The following is a 22,905-nucleotide window of genomic DNA, read 5'->3' on the forward strand; positions in this document are numbered from 1 at the left end:
ATCTCCTGAACTTCGTGTTGGTCGGCTATCTATGGTCGCCGGGCCCGCTGCTCAAGCGCATGGGCCCAAGCTTTGCTCCTACCCCGCGTAGCCGGGCTTGTGCTCCGCGAGAAGGGCCTCGGGCAATGCGTAGAGCACCGGACCGGCGGAATACAGCAGCGCGGCCTCCACCGCGCGATCGGGGAAGATCACCCGCAGCGCGGCGACATAGGCTGCCATCTGGCGCAGATGATAGGGCGGCACATCCGCAAGCGAGGCAGGCGCGCGGCGGCCGGTCTTGAAGTCCACGACCCGCACCCGCTCAGGCGTCACCACCAGCCGGTCGACCGTTCCGGAGACGACCACCCCGTCCGCCACCACCGCCGCGATCGGTGCCTCGCCCAGCGCGTCGCGCCCGAACAGCTCGGCGAAGCGCGGGTCCTCGGTGACGGCCAGTGCCGCGTCGATCAGCGCCGCGCGCTCGGCAGCATCGGTGAGTCCCCCCGCGCCCGCCAGCCAGCGATCGGCCGCCGGCCGCCGCGCATCCGGGGCAACGCCCGGCAGGCGCTCGAACAGCGCGTGGAGCAGCCGCCCGCGCTCGGCGGCGGCGCGCATCGCGGGCCCCGGCGGCGGATCGGCGACCCGGTCGTCGCCCAGCGACGAGGGTGCCAGCGGCCGCGGCGGCCGAGCCTCCTCCGGCGCGCGCGTGTGGAGCCAGCCGGGCGGCTTGGGCGTGGGCGCCACTTCCACCATTGGCGAGGCCGCAACCGGCCGCACCGGCGCCTGCGGCACCACGCCGTGAAACTCGCGTGCGCCCGCCTCGTCGACAGGCACGCCCAGCGCATCGAGCGCCGCGACGCTGGCGGCATACCAGCTCGCCTTGGGCGGCTCGCCCTTGGCCTGGGGACCGAGCGCACCGGCGATTACCAGCCGCTCCTCGGCGCGGGTGGCGGCGACGTAGAACAGCCGCCAATGCTCCTGCAGCTCGCGCGCGTCCGCCTCGGCCAGCGCCTCGGCCAGCGCGCCGTCGCGCTCGGCGCTGCGAGGGCGGAAGATCGGGAACTTCTCCTGGTCCTGGTCGGGCGTCCATTTGAGCGTGCTGCGCGGGCTGCGGGTCGGATCCACCGTGGCGTCGGCCAGGATCACCAGCGGCGCCTGCAGGCCCTTTGAGCCATGCGCGGTCATCACCCGCACCGCCGGCTGCGGCTGGGCGGCGTCCCGGACGATCTCAACATCGCCGCGATCGAACCAGTCGAGGAAGCGCTGGAGCGACGGCGTCGCACGCGTCTCGAAGGTCAGCGCAGCGTTGAGCAGTTCCTCGATCGGATCGCGCGCCTCCTCGCCCAGCCGCAGCAGCAGCTTGCGCCGCCCCTGCAGCGGGCCGGACAGGATTTCCTCGAGGAAGCGATAGGGCGTGGCGAGATCGGCGCGGCGCAGCAGGTCGTAGAGCGGTGCCAGCTTCTCGGCGGGCTGACGTTCGCGCAGGTGGCGCCAGAGGCCACCGCGCTCGCGCACCGCCGCCGCCATCAGTTCCTCCTGCGTCCAGCCGATCAGCGGCGAAACCAGCAGCGATGCCAGCGACAGATCGTCCTCGGGCTGGAGCGCAAAGCGGATCGCGGCAAGCAGGTCCTGCACCGCCAGCGGCGCGTTCAACCGCAGCCGGTCGACCCCCGCCACCGGCACACCCTCGGCATAGAGCCGCGCGACGATCAGCGAGGCAAGCTCGCCGCGCCGCTTGACCAGCACCATCACGTCGCCGGGCGCCAGCGTCCGGCCCTTGGAGGACAGCGGCAGGCTGCCCACCCAGGCCTTGATCTGCCGGGCGATCCGGGCTGCGAGCGCGCGGGTGGCGTCGCCGATCCACTCTTCCTCGTCGGCCTCGCTGCCGCCTTCGATCACCGGCGGCCACAAAGTCACCGTGCCGGGACCAGGCACTTCGCTGGCGTGCGGCTCGCTGTCGCTCATCGGGCCCATGCCGGGTTCGGGCAGCAGGCCCAGCGCAGCGTCGACGAACTCCAGCACCGGACGGGTCGAGCGGAAGCTGTGGGTCAGCGAGAGCGATTCCAGCTCCCGCGCCTCCACTTCATAGTCCGGGCGGACGTTCGCCAGCCGCTTGAACCGCTCGAACGCCGCCTGGAAGAAGATCGGATCAGTGCCCTGGAAGCCGAAGATCGCCTGCTTGTAGTCGCCCACGGTGAACAACGTGCGCAGCCGATCGCCGCGCGCGCCTTCGCCCGCGAAGAACTCGTCGGCCATCGCCGAGACGATCGCCCATTGCCGCGGATTGGTGTCCTGCGCCTCGTCGATCAGCACATGCTCGGTCACCTGGTCGAGCTTGAAGCGCACCCACTCGCCCATGCCCTCCTGACGGAGCAAGGCGATAGTGCGGCCGATCAGATCGTCGAAGTCGACCGCGCCCAGACGGCGCTTGGCGGTGGTATAAGCGCGGGCGTACTCGCGGCCGGCTTCCAGCCCGCGCGCGAGCAGGTCGACATAGGCGGCGCGCACCCGCATCGCGAGCAGGTCGCCGCAGCGCCCGTGCAGCCGCATCGCCGCCTCGGCATAGTCGGGATCCTGCGGCGCCTGCCCCTTGGCGAAGCTGCGCGGATCGCCCTTGGCGGTGGCCCAGACGAGGTGGAGATCGGCCAGCGTCTCCGCCCGTGCCTCCGGCGACCGCGCCAGCCACGCAGCGATGACGTCGGCGCGCTCCAAGCCGCGGGCCGTGCCCCATGCCGCGTTCGCCGACGCGATAGTGCGTAGCGTTTGCACATCGAACCCGTCGTCGCAGCAGCTCGCTGCCACCGACTCGGCGATGTCGCCTGCGGGAAGATCGAACGCGCGGCGCAGCCAGGGCTGGATGCCGCTGGGGAGATCCTCCAGTGCCTCGCCAGCCCGCGCGCATTCCTGCAGGAATCCTTCCGCCCCGCCCTCTCCGAGCCGCAGGCTGAGCGCGCCGATCGCGTCGATTACCGCTTCCCGGCCCTCGCGCCGCGCCTCGACCAGCATCTCTGCCAGCGTCTCGCGGGCCAGCACCGCTTCCTCGCGCGCCTCCAGCGGGCGGAAGCCGGGCACCAGCCCCGCCTCGATCGGGAAGGCGGCGAGCAGCGACTGGCAGAAGCTGTGGATCGTCTGGATGCGGATGCCGCCCCCGGGCGCATCGAGCACCTTGGCGAACAGCGTGCGGGCGGCGGCACGGCTCTCTGGGCCGATGCTCTCGCCTAGCGCCGCGAGATCGGCGGCAAGCTCCTCGTCCCTGGCGCGCACCCAATAGGCCAGCCGGCCGGTGATCCGCTCCGACATCTCGGCCGCACCGGCCTTGGTGAAGGTGAGGCACAGGATCGCCGAGGGATCGGTGCCCGCGAGCAGCAGCCGCCACACGCGCGCGGCGAGCACCTGCGTCTTGCCGGTTCCGGCCGAGGCGGACAGCCAGATATGCCGCGTGGGATCGCTGGCGCGCTTCTGGTTGCCCTTCAGCGGGTGGAGCTTGGCGGGGCTGCGGCTCATATGTGGCGCATCCCAAAATCCTCCCCGGCACGGGGAGGGGGACCATTTGCGGCGCAAATGGTGGAGGGGCCGCCGCGTACGCGGCGGTGTTCCTCCGAGTGGAGCCCGAACCGCGCCTGGCGGCGCGGCCCCTCCACCCCGCGGCTACGCCGCGCGGTCCCCCTCCCCGTGCCGGGGAGGAATGAAGAAGGCCACCTACTCACGTCCATACCATTCATCCCGGCGCATCAGCTGATCATATTCGGCATAGGGGGCGTATTCAGGCACCAGCTTGGCGGTGAACGGACGGTCGCCGGTCAGCCACTCGCCGGCCGCCGCGGCGAAATGCTCGGCGGCGATGCTGACGAAATCCTCTGCCGGCACCGGCTCGCGCTTCTTCGGATCGACCGGCGAGTCGACATAGCCGAACCCGCCGCTCCTCGGATTGCGCGCCAGCGACCAATATTCGAAGGCCCGCGCGGCGCCCTCGATCCCTTCGAACCCGCCCCGCTCGGCGATCAGGCCCAGCAATCCCAGCTGCAGGCTGAACCCCGCCTTCACCGCGCGCGTACTCGGCGGCTGGCCGGTCTTGTAATCCACAATCGCCAGCGCGCCGCCCTCCAGCCGGTCGACCCGGTCGAACTTGCCGCGCAGCGTGACGCCGGCGAAGTCGATCGACCCGTCCCGCTCCACCGCCAGCACCTTGCGGCCCTTCAGCCCCTGTTCGACCAGTTCCCCGGCGATCCAGTCGATCGCCTCGATCAGCCGCGGCTGCCACAGCGCGCGGATCAGCGGGTGGGTGCGGGTGTCGGCCAGCATCGCTTCGGCGCGGTCGCGGAGCAGGTCCGGGCGGCAATCATCCTCCTCGAACCACCGCTGCAGCACGTCGTGCACCGCGGTACCGCGCCACGCCGCACTCGGGTCGGCATCGACCGGATCGAGCGGCATCAGCCGCAGCATCCGCCGCGCGTAGAAGGCATAAGGGTCGGCCTTGAGCCGATCGACTTCGGTCACCGAGATGACCTTCGGACGATCCTTGGCGGGCGGAGACGGCTCCGGCCGCGCGACCGGCGCGAACGCCCCCGGCGCGTCGATCGCCGCCATCCATGCGGCGAGGTCCCCTGCCCGCTCCAGACCGCCCGACAGCGCCTCGAGCCGCAGCCAGAAGCGCGAGGCGATCGTCGGCGCGCTGGCGTCGCGGCGGGCGCGGGTAAGCAGCACCGCCTTCGCCCCCAGCCCGATCGCGAGATCATGCGCCGAGACGCCGATCCGCCGCTCCAGCCCCGGCAGCCCCAGCTCGGCACGGATGCGCGGCGCCAGCCAGGGATCGGGCGCAGGCAGGCCGGGCCAGATTCCCTCGTTGAGACCGCCGAGGATCATCAGATCGGCGCTGTGCAGCCGCGCCTCGATCAGGCCGAGGATCGCCAGCCGCGGATGCCCGCCCTGCGGCGGCCGCACAGCGACTTCGTCCATCAGCGTGCGGAGCATCGGCGCGAGGCTGTCCGGCTCGGCCAGCGCGGGGCCGTGCGCCGCTTCCCGCTCCAGATCGTCGAGCAGCAGCGCGGCGGCGCGACCGTCCTCGCGGCTCCACAGCATGTCACCGCCCAGTGCCTGCGCTGCCTCACGGAGCGCGGCGACCAGCCCGGCGAGCGGCTGCGCGCGTGCCGCAAACACCGCCTCCAGCGGCGCCAGCAGCGGTCGCGACGTCTCCCACCAGCGCGCGGCGTTTCGTCGGAGCGCGCCTTCCCGGCCGCCCTGGTCCGCAAGGTGGCCGTCGATCCCTGCGAGACCCGGAGCCGGACGCGGGCCGCGCAGCGCAAGATCGAGCGCCCGCGCGCCGTCCAACCAGGCGGCGCGATCGTTCGGCTGCACCAAGGGATGCTTGAGCAAGGTCAGCAATGGCATCGGCGCAAAGGCCTGCGCCGCCGCATCGGCAAGTGCCAGCAGCAGCGTGCCCGGCGGGGTGAGCGACAGCGGCTGGCCGGCGGAATCGTCCACCGCGATACTCCAGCGCGCGCAATGCGCCGCCACCCGCCGCGCAAGCGCGCGATCGGGGGTGACCAGCGCCGCGGTGCGCGCCGGCGTCTCCAGCGCCTCGCGCAGCGCCAGCGCGATCGCCTGCGCCTCCTCGGCCGGAGTCGCGAGTTCGAGCGCACGCACCCCGTCCAGCCGCCGTTCGCCGGCAGGCAGGTCGGTCCAGCGATGGGTCAGCTCGGGCGGCTGCATCGCCGAGGCGATCGCCTTGCTGCGCGCGGGCGGCGCATCGAGCTCGCTGGCGACACGCCATTGCTGGAACTCGCCGCGCGCCACGCCCATCCGGTCGAGCAGCAGCTTGAGGTGGAATTGCGGGTGTGTCTCGAGCGCACGGCGCCGCCGCCCGCTAATCGGGTCCGGCTTGTGCGGCCCGAGCGACTCCCATTCGTCGTCGCCCATCGCGGTGGCGAGCGCGGGAAGCACCACCATCCCCTCGGGCAATCCCGCCACCACCCGCAGCAGCCGCGCGATCGCCGGCGCTGCCGTAGTGATGCCCGCCGCGCAGACGAAGCCTGACGGCCCCGCGGCCTTCCACCGCGCCGACACGCGATCGAGCAACCGCCGTCGCCGCTCGGGCAGATCGACGCGCCCCAGTGCGCCCAGTTCCTCGGGCCAGCGGGTCAGCACGATCTCGAACAGCGCGAGCGAGCGCTCCCAATGCGCCGACAGCTCGGGGCCAAGCTCCAGGTCGCGAAGCCGTCGGGGCGAGACTTCCTCGACCAGCAGCTGGTCCAGCGTCGTGCCGAGATCGCCCGCCAGCCGCACCGCTTCCGCCGCGTCCAGACGGGCGTCATGCCCCTGGAGCAGCCGGGCGAGGATCATGCGCCGCTGGAGCGGGTCGACCGCGGGCGGCACCGGCTCGGCATCGTCGACCGTCTCGAACACCGCCTCGTCGAGTTCGGGGTCGCCGATCGCGACGAGCCGGGGGAGCAGCAGCCCGCCGCCGCTCTCGCGCACGAAAGCATCCTGCATCGCTCGCTTGGCGCGGTTGTTGGGCAGCAGCACCACGCCGCGCGCGAGCCGCAGCGGGTCCGCGCCGAAGCGGCGGATCAGCCCGATCGCCAGCGCATCGGCAAAGGCCCGGTGCGGCGGGATCGTATAGAGGTGCAGGGCGTGCGACATGCGGCTCGACGAAAGGGGAACGGAGCGCGAACCTTAGCGGGGTTGGACCGGCAGGCGCAACCGCTGACACGCCTCTTCGCCTCCGACCCGGATGCGCCGGAGCGCCGACGGGGCGAATGGATCCCGGCACCTGCCGGCCGGGCGAAGCCTGCAGCCGGCGTGCGGCGATCCGCCCATGGGAACTCCCCCCATTGCCGCGCGGCGCGCTCCGCCCCATCCTCCCGCCACCATTGCCGGAGGAACCCCCATGCGCCCGCACCGCGAACAGCATCTCGTCGCCCGGATCGGCTGGCTGCGCGCCGCGGTGCTGGGGGCGAATGACGGCATCGTCTCCACCGCCAGCCTGATCCTGGGCGTCGCCGCCTCAGGGGCCGGGCGGCCGGCGCTGCTCGTCGCGGGCGTGGCGGGGCTGGTGGCGGGCGCGATGTCGATGGCGGCGGGCGAATATGTCTCAGTCAGCTCGCAATCCGATACCGAACGCGCCGACCTCGTCCGCGAGCGGCTGGAACTCGCCACCACGCCCGAGGCCGAGCTGGCCGAGCTGACCGCCATCTATGTCGGCCGCGGCGTCGATCCCGCGACCGCCAAGGCGGCGGCCGAGCAGATGATGGCGCGTGACGCGCTGGAGGCCCATGCCCGCGACGAACTCCACATCACCGAAATGACCACCGCGCGGCCGGTGGTCGCCGCGTTCACCTCGGCGGCGACCTTCACGGCGGGCGCGGCTCTGCCGCTGCTGCTCGCCGCGCTGCTGCCGATGCGCTGGATGGCGGCGGGCGAAGCAGCGGGATCGATCCTGTTCCTTGCCCTGCTCGGCGCGCTGGGCGCGATCACCGGCGGGGCGAGGCCGCTCAAGCCGGTGGTGCGGGTGGTGTTCTGGGGCGCGCTCGCGATGGCCTTGACCGCGGGTATCGGGCGGGTTGTGGGGACGAGTGTTTGATGAGATCAAACACGCACCGTTGCCCGTCATGGTTTAATTTACGGGTGCGGATAGCGCCAGAAGTACCAAGTAGCCAAAATCGCAACAGCCGCGAGCAACGCACCCAATCCTCCGAAGATTGTGCCCCAGCGCGTCCACCAGCTTTCATTGCTTTCCACTGGTTGATTGCTAACCCCGGGGCCCGCGACTGGCCCATAGAAGTGGTTGATGTCTCTACTAGCCACTTGCGACAAGGTGGCGATCGGATCGGACGCAGCCGTTGCACGCTTTTCGGATGTCATAAGAACCCAAAAATTCGGGCACGGTATCAACCTGTCCTGATCCAGCTCTTCAGCGTCCGTGAATATCCGTTTGGTATCCCAATCAACCTCAAAAGCATCAGCCTTTAGCGCGAGCAGGATCCTACTTAGCGCGCTCTTGTAAGCGTCACTGTGAAGCCGTACGAAATATGAGCCAGCGTTTGGGCTCGTTTTAACGAGCCCCTGCCGTCGCAGGTCTGTAACGATGCTATTGAAAAGGCGCGTGTCAACGGTGGTATTGTAGTCCGCCTGGAAGTCCTGTCGCGACATAAATCGACGCTCTGGGCGATGTGAATCGATGAACATGCTGACCAGCAGCCGATGTTCGGCCAGCTCCACATTGTTCACACCCGCCCCTTTCAAGAACAGCTCCGACGAACTGCTGACTACCCTCAATACCCCTCCGGCGCCAGATCGCTGAACTTGGTGAACTGCCGGTCGAAGCGCATGTGCACCGAGCCCGTAGCACCATGGCGCTGCTTGGCGATGATCACCGTCGCCTTGTTGGCCACTTCCAGCTGCTTGGCCTGCCATTCCTCATAGGCCATGCGCTCCTCGGCAGTTTCGGTGCCGTCGGGCACCTTGGTCGGTGCCTTGAAATCGTGATAATATTCGTCGCGATACACGAACAGCACGATATCGGCGTCCTGCTCGATCGAGCCGGATTCGCGAAGGTCGGAGAGCTGCGGGCGCTTGTCCTCGCGGCTTTCCACCGCGCGGCTCAGCTGGGAGAGCGCGAGCACCGGGACGTGGAGTTCCTTGGCCAGTGTCTTGAGGCCGCGCGAAATCTCCGAGATTTCCTGCACGCGACCGTCGCCCGAGGCCTTGGCCGATCCGGTGAGCAGCTGGAGATAGTCGACGATCACCATGCCGATCTTGTGCTGGCGCTTCAGCCGCCGCGCGCGGGTGCGCAGCGCGGCGATGGTGAGGCCCGGCGTATCGTCGATGAACAAGGGCAGCCGCTCCAGATCGCCCGCGGCGCGCGCGAATTTCTGGAACTCGGCATTGCTCAGCTGGCCGGTACGCAGCTTTTCCGAGACGACCTCGGCCTGCTCGGACAGGATACGCATCGCCAGCTGGTCGGCCGACATTTCGAGGCTGAAGAAGGCCACCGGCGCGCCGATCGACTTGTCCTCGGCAATGCCCGCATCCAGATCGTCCATGTAGCGCTTGGCCGCATTGAACGCGATGTTGGTGGCGAGCGAGGTCTTGCCCATGCCCGGTCGGCCGGCGAGGATCAGCAGGTCCGATCGGTTGAAGCCGCCGGTCGAGGCGTTGAGGTCGCTCAGGCCCGTGGTGATGCCCGAGATGCCGCCGCCCGAGTTCATCGCCTTTTCGGCCTGCTTCACCGCCAGCGTCGCGGCGCGGGTGAAGGATTTCACGCCCGCATCGGTGTCGCCCTGTTCGGCGACCTGGTAGAGCTTGAGCTCGGCCTGCTCGATCTGCTTGGAGGGGTTGATGTCCTGGCTGGTGTCGAGCGCCCCCTCCACCATGCCGCGGCCCACGTCGACCAGCGCGCGCAGCTGGGCGAGATCGTAGATCTGGTCGGCGAAGGAGCGCGCCCCGATCAGGCTGGCCGGGTTGCCGGTCAGCTGGGCGAGATAGGCCGGGCCGCCCAGCTCCTTCATCGCCGCGTCATGCGCGAACAGCGGGCGCAGCGTCACCGGCGTGGCGAGGCGGTTGTCGCCGACCAGCAGGGTGATCTGCTCGTAGATGCGGCCGTGCAGCGGCTCGAAGAAATGTTCGGGTCGCAGCTTCTGGAGCACGTCCTCCGCGACTCGGTTGTCGATCATCATCGCGCCGAGCAACGCTGCTTCGGCCTCGACATTCTGCGGGAGACTCAGGCCCTCTTGGGGCTCGGGTGCGGGAAAGGGGATCGGCTGTGCCATCCCTCCCTCATCGGCCAATGCGCGCTCCGCGGCAACCGCACCGGCTTGTGGAAAACGGGGAATGCTTCCAAAGCTGCGCCCTATGGCCGATCCGCGGATCATCGACGTGACCCTCGACGAGCGCACCATCCTGTGGCGCTCGGCCGATATCGAACAGGAACGGCGGATCGCGATCTACGATCTGCTCGAGGACAATCATTTCGCGCCCCAGCGCGCGCATGCCGATGGCTATGCCGGGCCGTACAAGCTTCACCTCAGCGTCGAGGAAGGCCGGCTCGCGCTGGCGATTCGCCGGGCGGACGACACCCCGCTGGAGACGATCGTGCTCGGTCTCGCCCGCTTCCGCCGGCCGATCCGCGACTATTTCGCGATCTGCGACAGCTATTACCAGGCGATCCGCGCGGCGACGCCCGCGCAGATCGAGACGGTCGACATGGCCCGGCGCGGCATCCACAACGACAGCGCCGAGCTGCTCCGCACCGCGCTGGAGGGCAAGATCGAAGTCGATTTCGATACCGCGCGGCGGCTGTTCACGCTGATCTGCGTGCTCCACATCAAGGGATGAGTTTCATGACCACCGACGTACGCGCGCTGATCGCAGCCGCCCGCACCGCCGCGCGCCATGCCCATGCGCCCTATTCGAACTTCGGCGTGGGTGCCGCGGTGCTGCTGACCGACGGCACGGTGGTGACCGGCGCCAATTTCGAGAATGCCAGCTACGGCCTGTCGCTCTGCGCCGAGACGGTAGCGCTGGCGACCGTCTCGGCCCAGGGGCGCCTGCGCGACGTGGCCGAGATCGCGGTGATCGGTGGGCCGATCGGCGCGGACGGGGTGCCCACCGGCACCGCGCCGGTCAGCCCCTGCGGCCGCTGCCGGCAGGTGATCAACGAGGCCGCGCAGCTCGGCAAGCGCGACCTGCCCGTGCATTGCGGCGGCGCCGAGGGCGATGCGGTGGCGAGCTATCGCCTGTCCGAGCTGCTGCCCCACGCGTTCGGGCCAGGCGATCTGGGGATTTCCTGACCCGGGGAGCGCCTTCCCTGCGCCGGGTTCGGGACACCCGCGTCGTCCTCACGCCGCCTGGAGCGAATAATCCTTGTAGCGCTGGCGGATCTCCCGCTTGAGCAGCTTGCCGGTGGCGGTGTGCGGCAGGCTGTCGACGAAGTGGATCTCGTCCGGCAGCCACCATTTGGCGACGTGGGCACCGAGGTGCGCGAGGATCTCCGCCTCGTTCACCGTGCTGCCGGGTTTGCGGACCACCAGCAGGATCGGTCGCTCCTCCCAGCGCGGATGGTGGACGCCGATCGCTGCCGCCTCGGCGACGCCCGCGCAGCCCACCGCGCAATTCTCCAGCTCGACCGAACTGATCCACTCGCCGCCGGACTTGATCACGTCCTTCGCCCGGTCGGTGATCTGCATCACCCCGTCCGGATGGAGCACGGCGACGTCGCCGGTGTCGAACCAGTTGTCGGCATCGACCGCGGGCTTCTCCTCGCGATAATATTGCCCGATCACCCAGGGCCCGCGCACCTGCAGCCGACCCGAGCTCTTGCCGTCCCGGGGCAGTACCCTGCCCTCGTCGTCCACCGTCCGCAGCTCGACGCCGTACGGCACCTTGCCCTGCTTGCTGACCTGGTCGACCTGCGCCTCGAAGCCGAGTTCATCCCAGTCGGGCGAGGGCGCGCCCATGGTGCCGATCGGGCTGGTCTCAGTCATGCCCCAGGCATGGTTGACCCGCATGCCCATCCGCATCAGCCGCTCGATCATCGCGCGCGGCGCGGCCGACCCGCCGATGGTGACGATCTTGAGGTGCTTGGGCACATCGCCGGTCGCGTCGATGTGCTGGAACATTGCGAACCACACGGTCGGCACGCCCGCCGAATGGGTGACCTTCTCGCGGTTCATCAGCTCGCACAGGATCTTGGGGTCGTTGACTGCGGAGAAGACCATCTTCGCCCCCACCGCCGGCGCCGCCCAGGGCAGCCCCCAGCCGACCGCATGGAACATCGGCACGATGGGCATCGCGACCGACTGGGTCGAGAGGTCGAACTCCGCCGGCTGCAATTCTGTCAGCGCATGGATCACGGTGGAGCGATGGGTATAGACCACGCCCTTGGGGTTGCCGGTCGTACCGCTGGTATAGCAGAGCATCATCGGCTCGCGCTCGTCGCCCTGCACCCAGGCATAATTTCCGTCCTCGGCGCCGATCCACGCCTCGAAGCCGGCCGGGCCGAGATCGTCGAAGCAGATATACTGCTCGATCGTCGTCCAGTGCGGCTTCAACCGCTCGACCACGGTCGCGAACATCCGGTCGTAGAGCAGCACCCGGTCCTCGGCATGGTTGCCGATAAAGGCGAGCTGGTCGTCGAACAGCCGCGGATTGATCGTGTGGATCAACGCCCCCATGCCGGTCGCGCCGTACCAGGCGACGAGGTGGCGGCTGTGGTTCATCGCCAGCGTCGCCACGCGGTCGCCCTTGCGGATGCCGAGCCGCTCCAGCGCCTGCGCCATCCGGCGCGCGTCGTGGGCGATGCCCGCCCAGCTGGTGCGCGTCTCACTGCCGTCCGCCCAGCGGGTGACGATCTCGCGGGGCCCGTGTTCCCGTGCCGCGTGGTCGATCAGCGTGGATACCCGAAGCTCGAAATCCTGCATGCCGCCCAGCATATGCCTCTCCATTGCGTGGCTGTTTTGGGCGCAGGATACGCCTTCATGGGCGGGAGTCGAGAGGGGTGGGCGTTACATCCTGTTGCTGGTGGCATGGAGCATACTCAGTCGTCGACATGCCCCCTCCACCACGCCGCTGGCACGGCGCGGTCCCCCTCCCCCGCTGCGCGGTGGAGGAGACGCTTTGCTCAAAGTGAAAGTGTTTCCTCCACCGGAGCTTGCTCCGGGGGAGGGGGACCATTCGCGCCAGCGAATGGTGGAGGGGGCAATCCCTCACCCCGCGCGGCGGACATCCAGCGGCAGCGCCAGCATCGCCGCCATCCGCTCGGCCTGCGGCACCTTGCGGATCGCCGCCCGCGCCGCCGCTTCCAGGGACCGACGGGCATCCTCGTCGGCGACCAGCGCCATGCAGCGCTCGACCAGCCCCTCGTACGGACAGGCCGCTATGCCGGGCAGATACACCCGGTCCACCGCCGTATCGGCCGCGACTTCGCTCACCACCGCCTTGCCGTTGGCCATCAGGTAGAAGACGCGGACGATCTCGAAGATATGCGTCGGATAATAATGCACGTTCAGCACCAGCTTCGACCGCGCGACCACAGCATCGCGTTCGGGCCCATAGACCCCGAACAGATGCTCGACACGCAGCCCCGCCGCCGCCAGCCCGTCCAGCACCGCCCGACGACGCGGGTTGATCGAGCCATAGAACAGCACGTCGATATCCTGCTCCGCCGCGGGCGCGATCCGGTCCAGCGCGGCGTGATAGCCGATCGGCAGCAGCCGGCTATGCGCCCCCGCCACCTGCGCCAGCCGCTCGACATTGCGCGGGCTATAATCCCAGATCTCGAAGCGCCGCGCCGCGTGGAGCATCACGCCGGTCCAGCCGCTGCCCTCGGCCTGCAACTGTTCGCTGTTGAGCAGGATCGTCCCTTCGGGCAGCCGGTCGATCACCCCGTGATCGAGCAGGTGCGCGCCAACCAGGATGTTGCGCCCGGGCTCGCGGATCTCGTTGAGCGCGATCGTCACCGGATGGCCGAGGTCGCTCAGGCCATGGAACACCAGTTCCGCGAGTTCGAGCAGCGCGCCGCTATGGGCATAGCCCTCGGGCTGCACCAGGCAGAGATGATAGGCCACACGCACTTCCCCCGAGGCGCGCCGCCCCGCAGACGGCGCGCCCGTTCCGATCCTCTTGTCTTATAGAGGGTTTGGCCGGGAACGTTGAGAAACGGGCACGATCGCGCTCAGGCGGCCGCCTGCAGCTTCATGCTCGCCGGGATCAGCGAGGCGGCCTGCACGCCCGGCATCGTCTCGATCCGCGCCGCCAGCTCGGTATCGAGCCGGAAACCGCGGCCGAGCATCACCGTCGCCTCGCCGCCCTCGATCGGCGCGTGGAGCAGGATCTCGCCCCTGCCCCCGCCGCGCAGCTCGCCGACCAAGGCTGCCAGTTGTGCCGGCACCGTCGGATCCTCGATACGGATCTCCAGGATCAGCTGGGTGGTGCCCGCCAGCGTGTCGAAGGGCTGCACCCGCTTCACCGCCGCGCGTGGGGTGTCCTCGCCGGCGCGCTTGTCGAGCTCCAGTGTCAGGATCGCGCAGCCGGTGCCGTTGGCGCAGGCCTCCATGTCCTTGGCGATCAGCTCCTCGAAGCACGAGGTCTGGATCTGCGCGCTGCGGTCCGAGATCGTCGCCATCAGATAGCGGTTGCCGCGCGCCGAGGTGCGGTAGCGGCAATCCTCGATCAGCGCGGCGATCTGGGCCGTGACCCGCGCGCCTTCGGGGATCTGCATGTCGGGCAGGCTCGCGATGTCGCGCACGCCCTGCCCGCGGAACAGATGCTCGTAGCGGTCGAGCGGATGCGCCGAGAAATAATAGCCGAAGGCATCCTTCTCGGCGTTGATCTTGTCGGACATCGACCAGACCGCGTCCTTGGGCACGGTGATCCCGCCGCCCGCCGGCTCGGCATCGCCGAACAGCCCGCCCTGCCCGCTCATCCGCGTGGCATGGTCGCGCTGGGCGACCGCGAGGATCGTCTCCGCCGCCGCATGCACGCCCGCGCGATTGGGCTCGATGCTGTCGAACGCCCCCGCCGAGGCCAGCGTTTCAAGCTGGCGTTTGTTGAGCACGCGCGGATCGACCCGCTTGGCGAAATCGTCGAGGCTGGCGAAGCGGCCGTTCTTCTCGCGCTCTTCGACCAGCAGCTCCATCGCCCGCTCGCCCACGCCCTTGAGCGCGCCGAGCGCATAGCGCACCGCGAGCCCCTCGCCATGCGCCTGCACGGTGAAGTCGGCCTCGCTGGCGTTGATGTCGGGCGAGGTCGCCTCGATGCCGAGCCGGCGCATATCGTCGGCGAACACCGCCAGCTTGTCGGTCTGGTGGATGTCATAGGCCATCGAAGCCGCGAAGAATTCGTGCGGATGGTGCGCCTTCAGCCACGCCGTCTGGTAGGCGAGCAAGGCGTAGGCAGCGGCGTGCGACTTGTTGAAGCCATAGCCGGCGAACTTGTCGATCAAGTCGAACAGCTCGTTCGCCTTGGCCGCCGGGATGTCGTTGACCTCCTTGCAGCCCTTCACGAAGATGCTGCGCTGCGCATCCATCTCCGCCTTGACCTTCTTGCCCATCGCGCGCCGCAGCATGTCCGCGCCGCCCAGCGTATAGCCGGCGAGGATCTGCGCGGCCTGCATCACCTGTTCCTGGTAGACGAAGATCCCGTAGGTCTCGCCCAGGATCGGCTCGAGCAGGTCGTGCGGATAGACGATCGGCTCGCGACCGGCCTTGCGCGCGCCGAACATCGGGATGTTGTCCATCGGGCCCGGGCGGTAGAGCGAGACGAGCGCGACGATGTCGCCGAAATTGGTCGGCCGCACCGCGGTCAGCGTGCGGCGCATGCCTTCGGATTCCAGCTGGAACACGCCCACCGTGTCGCCGCGCTGGAGGAGCGCGTAGACTTCCTCGTCGTCCCAATCGAGCCGGTCGAGATTGACGTCGATGCCACGCTTGGCGAGCAGCACCACCGCCTTCTTGAGCACCGACAGCGTCTTGAGGCCGAGAAAGTCGAACTTCACCAACCCCGCGCCTTCGACATTCTTCATGTCGAACTGGGTCACCGGCATGTCGGAGCGCGGATCGCGATACAGCGGCACCAGCTGGGCAAGCGGGCGGTCGCCGATCACCACGCCGGCGGCGTGGGTCGAGCTGTGGCGCGGCAGGCCCTCCATCCGCATGGAGAGGTCGACGAGGCGCTTCACATCCTCATTGCCGTTATATTCGGCGAGGAATTCGCTGACCCCGTTCAGCGTCCGCTCCAGGGTCCAGGGGTCGGTCGGATGGTTGGGGATCTGCTTGGCGAGGCGATCGACCTGGCCATAGCTCATCTGCAGCACGCGGCCGACGTCCTTGATCACCGCGCGCGCCTTCATCGTCCCGAAGGTGATGATCTGCGCGACGTGATCGCGGCCGTATTTCTCCTGGACGTAGCGGATCACTTCGCCGCGCCGGGTTTCGCAGAAGTCGATGTCGAAGTCGGGCATCGAGACGCGTTCCGGGTTGAGGAAGCGTTCGAACAGCAGACCGAGCTTGAGCGGATCGAGATCGGTGATGGTCAGCGCCCAGGCGACGGCCGAGCCCGCGCCCGAACCACGCCCCGGCCCCACCGGAATGTCGTTCGACTTCGCCCATTGGATGAAGTCGGCCACGATCAGGAAGTAGCCCGGGAACCCCATCTGGATGATGATGTCGAGCTCGAACTGGAGGCGCTGGTTATATACCTCCACTTCGGCGGGATCGGTGATGCCGGCGAAATCGAGCCGGTCCTTCAGCCCCGCCCAGCTGAGGTCGCGCAGCATCTTGGCCTCGCCCTCGCGATCGCCGGCGAGGCTGGGCAGGATCGGCTTGCGCTTGGGCGCGGCATAGGCGCAGCGCTGGGCGACGACGAGGGTGTTCTCGATCGCCTCGGGCAGGTCGGCGAAACTGGTCTTCATCGTCTCGGCCGGCTTCAGCCAGTCGTCGGGCGAGGAGCGCGGGCGATCGTCGGTTTCGAGATAGGTCGAGTTGGCGATGCACAGCATCGCGTCATGCGCGCTGTAGAAATCGGCCTCGGCGAAGCATGCGGGGTTGGTGCCGACCAGCGGCAGGTTGCGCGCATAGGCGAGGTCGATCAGCTTGGCCTCGGCTCGCGTCTCGACATCGTTGTTGCGGCGGGCGATCTCGACATAGAGCCGCTCGGGGAACAGCGCCTCGAGCTGCGCGACATAGGCCTCGGCAGTCTTGTCCTGCCCTTCGGCATAGAGCCGGGCGAGCGCGCCCTCAGCGCCGGCGGTGAGGCAGATCAGCCCGTCCGTGTGGCCGGTCAGCGCGGCGAAGGGCACATGCGCGTCTTCCTCGATCGGGCGATCGAGATGCGCTTGCGAGACGAGGTGGCAGAGATTTTCATAGCCGGTCTGGTCCTGCGCATAGAGCGCCAGCCAGTCGATCGGCACGTTGAGCCCTTCGGCGAGGTTCGAGCGCTTTACCGCCAGCAGCGTGCCGACGATCGGCTGGACGCCGGCCTTCTTGGCGGCGTCCGAAAAGCTCATTGCGGCATAGAGGCCGTTGCGATCGGCGACGGCGATGGCGGGGAAGCCGTGGTTCTTGGCGTGCTTGGCGATCGCCTTGGGGTCGATCGCCCCTTCAAGCATGGTGTAGCAGGAGAAAACCCGAAGCGGGACGAAACCGGAATGCGCCATGCCCGAACCTAGGAGCGGAGTGCCCGAATTGCCAACCCGATGCGGCGCTTCTCCACAGCTTTTGCGCCCGACCGAGGGTTATCGCCGAAACGGATCGATCTACACCTGCACAACAATGAAGCTATGGTAAACGAAGCACGCGGCCGGAGCATCCACACACCTCCCGCTCCGGTCGTGCTTTTTCCCTTGCAAGCAGCTTAGAGCAGCGCCTCGATATCCGCGCCGATCGTGCTCGGCGCCGTCGTCGGGGCATAGCGTGCCACCACCTCGCCCGCGCGGTTCACCAGAAACTTGGTGAAGTTCCACTTGATCGCCTGGGTGCCCATCAGCCCCGGCGCCTGCGCCTTGAGCGCCTGGAACAAAGGCGCTGCCTCGCTGCCGTTGACGTCCACCTTGGCGAAGATCGGGAAGGTCACGTCATAGGTGAGCGAGCAGAAGCTGGCGATTTCCTCAGCATTGCCCGGCTCCTGTCCGCCGAACTGGTTGCACGGGAAGGCCAGCACCGAGAATCCGCGATCACGATAGGCGCGCCAGACCTGCTCCAGCTCCTTGTACTGCGGCGTGAACCCGCACTTCGACGCGGTGTTGACGATCAGCAGCACCTGGCCGGTGAATTTGGACAAGTCGCTGGTGGTGCCGTCCGGCAGCGTCACCGGAATGTCCGTGATCGCCTCGCTCATGCCATTTCCTCCAGGCGCCCTTCGTGGAGCCGCACGACGCGGTCCATCCGCGCCGCCAGCCGTTCGTTGTGCGTCGCGACCAGGGCCGCCGAGCCCTCGTTGCGGACGAGGTTGAGGAACTCGCCGAACACGCGGTCCGAGGTCGCCTCGTCCAGATTGCCGGTCGGCTCGTCCGCCAGCACCAGCGGCGGCCGGTTGGCGAGCGCGCGGGCGACCGCAACGCGCTGCTGCTCGCCGCCAGACAGCTGGTTGGGCCGGTGGGTCAGCCGGTGGCCGAGCCCGAGCTGGGTGAGCAGCTCGGTCGCCCGTGCCTGCGCCGCCGCGCAGGTCGCGCCGCGGATCAGCTGCGGCAGCACGACATTCTCGGTCGCGTCGAAATCGGGGAGCAGATGGTGGAACTGGTAGATGAAGGCGAGCTTGTCGCGCCGCATCTCGGTCCGCCCGCCGGCAGGCAGCTGGGCCGCCTCCTCGCCGCCGATGCGGATCGATCCTTCGAACCCGCCCTCGAGCAACCCCACAGCTTGGAGCAGCGTCGACTTGCCCGACCCCGAAGGCCCGAGCAGCGCGACGATCTCGCCGGGCTGCACCGCCAGGTCGACCCCGCGCAGCACGTCGATCCGCACCCCGCCCTGCTCGAAGCTGCGGCGCAGGTCGCGCGTCTGGAGAACCGGGTCATTCATAGCGCAGCACCTGGACGGGATCGGTGCTCGCCGCCTTCCACGCAGGGTAGAGGGTGGCGAGGAAGGTGAAGAGCAGCGCCATCGCGCAGATCGCGATGGTCTGCAGCGGATCGGTCTTGGCGGGCAACTCGGTCAGGAAGCGCATCTGCGGGTCCCACACCTTCTGGCCGGTCACCAGCCCGATGAAGGTTGCCACGCCTTCACGATAGTTCACGATCAGGAAGCCCAGGATCATGCCGGCCAGCACGCCCAGCGCGCCGATCGTGGTGCCGACGGTGACGAAGATGCGCATCAGCCCGCTCTTGCTCGCCCCCATCGTCCGCAGCACCGCGATGTCGCGGCGCTTCGCCTGCACCAGCATGATCAGCGACGAGATGATGTTGAACGCGGCGACCACCAGGATGATCGAAACCACGGTGAAGGTCACCGTCCGGTCGAGCGAGATCGCCTCGAACAGCTCGCGGTTCATCTGGCGCCAGTCGGTGATCTGGCCGATATTGGCGACCTTGTCGGCGAGCGGCCGGGTCACTTCCTCGATCTTCTCGGGCTTGTTGGTGTCGACGCGGATCATCTGCACCGAATCGCCGAGCAGCAGCAGCGTCTGCGCGTCCTGCATCGGCATGAGGATATAGGCCTTGTCGTAATCATACACGCCGACCTCGAAGATCGCGGCGATGCGATACTGAACGATGCGCGGCATGGTGCCGAAGGGCGTTGCGGAGCCCTGCGGATTGATGATCGAGATCTGGCTGCCGATCGACGCGCCCAGCGATTCCGCCAGCCGCGATCCGATCGCGATCTGCTCGCTGCCCGGCTTGAGGTTCTTGAACGAGCCGAGGATCTCCTTCCCCTTCAGCGTCGGGTTGTTGAGGATGTCCTCCAGCCGGAGCCCGCGGACCAGCGCGAACTCGACGCGCCCGTTGTAGCTGGCGAACAGCGGCTGCTCGATCAGCGGGGTAGCGGCGGTGACGCCGGGGATCGCCCGTGCCTCGTCGGCGATGCGGCGCCAGTCGCGCAGCTGGCCGTTATAGCCCTGGACGACGGCATGGCCGTTGAGCCCGGAGATCTTGTCGAACAGTTCGGCGCGAAACCCGTTCATAACGCTCATCACCACGATCAGCGCGGCGACGCCGAGCATCACGGCGACCAGGCTGAAGCCGGCGACGACGGCAATAAACGCTTCGCTGCGCCCGGGCAGCAGATAGCGGCGGGCGATCATTCGCTCGTAGCGCGAGAGTAGCATGGGGATCCTCTAGGGCCGGTTGCGCGGCGTGGGAAGCGTTCTGTTGCCGATTCGACACAGGCTTGCCGCAATCTGATGACGCCAAGCTGTCGACCGGTGACAAAGGCGCTCCAGGCTTCTACCAAGAAACCGTCGAAGCGCAGGCGCAAAAAGGCCACGGTTCGGGGAAGGTTCCCAGCTCCACAGGCGAGCAATCGCAAGTGTTTGAAGCGGGAACCTACTAAGGGGGCTGACGAGCAGTCGTCACGCAGGCGCCCGGGTCGGCAACGGCCCGGGCGTTTGCTTTTCCAGGGCCTCTGCAGCCTGTTTCATCTCGGTACAATCTTCGCGCGGACTTGTTGCGCGCCTGCCGTGCTGGCGGCTTTCGCGACCATGCCCACCGCTGTCCTCGCCTCCCCACACGCCGTCATCCCCGCGGAAGCGGGGATCCATTTGCCAGGACGGTGCGGCACGTGCCGCGCCGGCTCCATCAATGGATCCCCGCCTTCGCGGGGATGACGTGGGCATGGGAGCGAGGACACACTTCAACACCAGCGGCCCAAAGGTATCGGGCGGAGCAGGTCGCCCTGCCCCGCCCGCTAACCTCCCCCGGCCATGGCGGGAGGCCAGTGCGTGTCACGATCAGAAGGAACCGCTGATCGTGAAACCCCAGGTGCGCGGGTCGCCCGGCTGGCCGACGATCAGCCCAGTATTGCCCGACTGCACCGAGAGCAGCTCGAAATAGCGCTTGTCGAAGGCATTCCGCACCCAGGCGAAGGCGTTGACCTTGCCCTTGCGATAGCCGAGCCGGAAGCTGGACAGCGCATAGCCGTCGATCCAGGTATAGGCGGAAGGCGACGGGTTGGACGAGAAGCGCGAGCGCCAGCTGCCGTCATAGCCGAGATAGACCTGCCCTTCCTGCACCGGCACGTTCACTTCGCCGCCGAAGCCCAGCGCCCATTTCGAGATGCCCGGCAGCACCTGGCCGGAAATGTCGCAATTGGCTGGGCTGACGCCGCCGGGGGTGCCGGGCGCGCTCGGTGTCGCGCCGGTGGTGCCGCCCGAGAGCTCGGGCGGACACGGCGCGTCGCGGAAGCGGACGTACTTGGCGTCGGTATAGGCACCGTTGACGTAGAGCTTGAAGCGGTCGGTCGGCTGGAAGTTGGAGTCGAACTCGACGCCGCGCACCCGCACCTTGTCGGCATTGGCGAGATAGCCGCGGATCACGCCCAGCTGGCCGTTGGTCACGGTCGCCTGGTAATCCTTCACTTCGGTCCAGAAGCCGGCGAGATTGAGGGTCGCGCGGCGATCGAGGAACTGCGTCTTCAGGCCCAGCTCGAAATGGTTGACCTTCTCCGGCTTGACCGAGGCGGCGCCGAGGATCGGGTTGTTGTTCGCATCGAGCGGCAGGCCGGACAAGTTGATGCCGCCCGATTTGAAGCTGCGCGCATAGGTTGCATAGCCGTGCACGTCGCGGGCGAAGTCATAGGAGAGCGTCGCGTCGCCCGAGACGTTCCAGTCGCTGAACCGCGCGGAGTAATTCTGCGGTGCCAGCACCCCGCGCTGGTCGGCGGTGAGCGTGGTGCTGCCCGCGCCGTTGGTGACCACCGCGAGGTACGATCCGGTCTTCTTGTCATAGTTCAGCCGCAGGCCGGGCTGGAAGCGCAGCTTCGGCACCACTTCCCAGTTGAGCTTGCCGAACACCGCGAAGCTGGTGTTGTCGAACCCGATCGTGTTTTTCGAGGTGAGCCCGTTGAGCGTCGCGGGATTGTTGGCCGCCGCGCTGGTCGGGTTGAGCAGCCAGCGGCTCGCCGCGGGGCCCTGCACCTGCGAGCCCTGCGTGTCGATCGTCTGGTGGAAGACGAACACGCCCGCGGTATAGTCGAGCCTGTTCCTGCCGTTGGAGGCGATGCGCAGCTCCTGCGTCACCTGCTTCTGCTGCGACGGGTTCTGCGACACGGTGGTGATCGGCAGCCCGACGAAATCGCGGTCATTGGCCGGCTGCCAGTCCCAGTAGCGCCAGGCGCTCACCGAGGTGACCGTCGCCGGCCCCAGGTCCCAGTTCGCGACCAGCGAGGCGCCGCCGATCTCCTGTCGCGAATTGATGTCGGCATCGAGATCGGTGCGGCGGTCGAACGGATCGGTGCTCGGCGGCTTGTAGCCGAACGCCGCCGCCAGCGCGGCATATTGCCGGTTGAGCGGCCGCTGCGTCGCGCCGGTGCGGACATAATATTGCACGCAGCACAGCGGGTTCTGCAGGTTGAAGTCACCCGACAGCGTCAGGTCCAGGTTCGGCGCCGCGCGCCACAGCAGCTGGCCGCGCACGCCGTAATTGTCGAGCCGGTGGAGGTTGGTGTCCGACCTGGTGTCGTAGATCGTGCCCTGCCGCTTGGTCACCGAGGTCGAGAGGCGCACCGCCAGCTTGTCGTCGGCGATCGGCGCCGAGGCCGAGCCCTTGACCTGCAGGAAGTTGTAGTTGCCGGCGCTCACCTCATAGCGCACCTCCGGCGTGAAGCTCGGCTTGCGCGTGGTGATGTTGATCGCACCCGCCGTGGTGTTCTTGCCGTACAGCGTACCCTGCGGCCCGCGCAGCACCTCGACGCGCTCGACATCGACGAAATCGAAGGTCGAGGCGCCGACCCGGCCGATATAGACGCCGTCGACATAGAAGCCCACGCCCTGCTCGATCCCGTCATTGGTGAGGCCGAACGGCGCGCCGAGCCCGCGGATGTTGATCGCGGTGTTGCGCGGGTTGCTCGAATAGAATTGCAGCGCCGGCTGCGACTGCTGGATGCGGGACACGTTGAACGCCCCAGCCTCGGCCAGCGCCGCGCCGCTCAGCACCGAGATCGCGACCGGCACGTCCTGCACCCGCTCCTCGCGGCGCCGGGCGGTCACGACGATGTCGCCGTCCTGGTGCTGGGGCTCCTCGGCGACGGGCGGCGGCACGTCGGGATCGTGCGCGGCAGGCATCGCGGTGGACAGCAACAGCAGCGGAATCAGCGGCAGGCTCATCATGTTCCCCTAGATCGTTGCCGCAATCTCCACTGCATCGATGGGGTTTAGCGAGGAAGGAGATGTTTAGCGCCGCCTAGCCCGGATTGCAGCACCTCTTGAATCCGCGAACCGCAACACCAGATCAGCGTGGCGAGGCGCCGAACGGGCCTCGCACCGGTGTCGCGGCAGTTGGCCGGA

14 protein-coding genes are annotated in these 22,905 nt (G+C 68.3%); 3 read left to right on the plus strand and 11 right to left on the minus strand.

Translation table 11 applies throughout. The features are described from left to right. Window positions 1-78 precede the first annotated feature (78 nt). Entirely contained in the window at window positions 79-3,483 is a 3,405-nt protein-coding gene (addA, locus tag BM009_RS08105; RefSeq protein WP_093295286.1) for a double-strand break repair helicase AddA, read from the minus strand. A 195-nt stretch (window positions 3,484-3,678) separates the two neighbouring features. Then, a complete protein-coding gene (gene addB / locus BM009_RS08110; RefSeq protein WP_093295288.1) occupies window positions 3,679-6,618 on the minus strand; it encodes a double-strand break repair protein AddB in 2,940 nt (979 codons plus the stop codon). Window positions 6,619-6,865: 247 nt separating this feature from the next. Here addB and BM009_RS08115 point away from each other — a divergent pair, with 247 nt between their 5' ends. After that, window positions 6,866-7,558 (plus strand): VIT1/CCC1 transporter family protein, encoded by a 693-nt coding sequence (locus BM009_RS08115; protein ID WP_093295289.1) that lies wholly within the window; start codon window positions 6,866-6,868, stop codon window positions 7,556-7,558. A gap of 38 nt (window positions 7,559-7,596) precedes the next feature. Here the strand turns inward: BM009_RS08115 and BM009_RS08120 are convergent, their stop codons facing one another. Both BM009_RS08120 and BM009_RS08125 read right to left on the minus strand, forming a co-directional pair. Beyond that, window positions 7,597-8,205, minus strand: a complete 609-nt coding sequence (locus BM009_RS08120; protein ID WP_175487947.1) for a hypothetical protein — start codon at window positions 8,203-8,205, stop codon at window positions 7,597-7,599. A 44-nt stretch (window positions 8,206-8,249) separates the two neighbouring features. After that, window positions 8,250-9,746 (minus strand): replicative DNA helicase, encoded by a 1,497-nt coding sequence (locus BM009_RS08125; protein ID WP_093295292.1) that lies wholly within the window; start codon window positions 9,744-9,746, stop codon window positions 8,250-8,252. Window positions 9,747-9,828: 82 nt separating this feature from the next. Between BM009_RS08125 and BM009_RS08130 the strand changes: the two genes are divergently transcribed. Together BM009_RS08130 and BM009_RS08135 are read left to right on the plus strand one after the other, a co-directional pair. Continuing rightward, window positions 9,829-10,311: a UPF0262 family protein gene (locus BM009_RS08130; RefSeq protein WP_093295294.1), complete on the plus strand. Its 483-nt coding sequence runs from the start codon at window positions 9,829-9,831 to the stop codon at window positions 10,309-10,311. A gap of 5 nt (window positions 10,312-10,316) precedes the next feature. Next, window positions 10,317-10,766 (plus strand): cytidine deaminase, encoded by a 450-nt coding sequence (locus tag BM009_RS08135; protein WP_093295295.1) that lies wholly within the window; start codon window positions 10,317-10,319, stop codon window positions 10,764-10,766. Window positions 10,767-10,814: 48 nt separating this feature from the next. Here BM009_RS08135 and BM009_RS08140 read toward each other — a convergent pair whose 3' ends face one another. From BM009_RS08140 to BM009_RS08170, 7 genes are all read right to left on the minus strand, one after another. Then, a complete protein-coding gene (locus BM009_RS08140; RefSeq protein ID WP_175487948.1) occupies window positions 10,815-12,407 on the minus strand; it encodes a long-chain fatty acid--CoA ligase in 1,593 nt (530 codons plus the stop codon). A gap of 273 nt (window positions 12,408-12,680) precedes the next feature. Then, entirely contained in the window at window positions 12,681-13,541 is an 861-nt protein-coding gene (locus tag BM009_RS08145; RefSeq protein ID WP_093295298.1) for a glycosyltransferase family protein, read from the minus strand. Between the two features lie 107 nt (window positions 13,542-13,648). Next, window positions 13,649-17,128 (minus strand): DNA polymerase III subunit alpha, encoded by a 3,480-nt coding sequence (gene dnaE, locus BM009_RS08150; protein ID WP_093295300.1) that lies wholly within the window; start codon window positions 17,126-17,128, stop codon window positions 13,649-13,651. Window positions 17,129-17,325: 197 nt separating this feature from the next. Then, window positions 17,326-17,808: a glutathione peroxidase gene (locus tag BM009_RS08155; RefSeq protein WP_093295301.1), complete on the minus strand. Its 483-nt coding sequence runs from the start codon at window positions 17,806-17,808 to the stop codon at window positions 17,326-17,328. Beyond that, complete coding sequence (locus BM009_RS08160; RefSeq protein ID WP_093295303.1) at window positions 17,805-18,488, minus strand: ABC transporter ATP-binding protein; 684 nt, start codon at window positions 18,486-18,488, stop codon at window positions 17,805-17,807. The genes BM009_RS08155 and BM009_RS08160 overlap by 4 nt, the downstream gene beginning before the upstream one ends. Beyond that, complete coding sequence (locus BM009_RS08165) at window positions 18,481-19,731, minus strand: lipoprotein-releasing ABC transporter permease subunit (protein ID WP_093295304.1); 1,251 nt, start codon at window positions 19,729-19,731, stop codon at window positions 18,481-18,483. Before BM009_RS08165 ends, BM009_RS08160 begins: the two co-directional genes overlap by 8 nt. Before the next feature lie 621 nt (window positions 19,732-20,352). Further along, complete coding sequence (locus tag BM009_RS08170; protein WP_093295820.1) at window positions 20,353-22,725, minus strand: TonB-dependent receptor; 2,373 nt, start codon at window positions 22,723-22,725, stop codon at window positions 20,353-20,355. Between the last annotated feature and the right edge of the window lie 180 nt (window positions 22,726-22,905).

This window comes from Sphingomonas sp. NFR04, from assembly GCF_900114095.1.
Lineage (GTDB): Bacteria > Pseudomonadota > Alphaproteobacteria > Sphingomonadales > Sphingomonadaceae > Sphingomonas.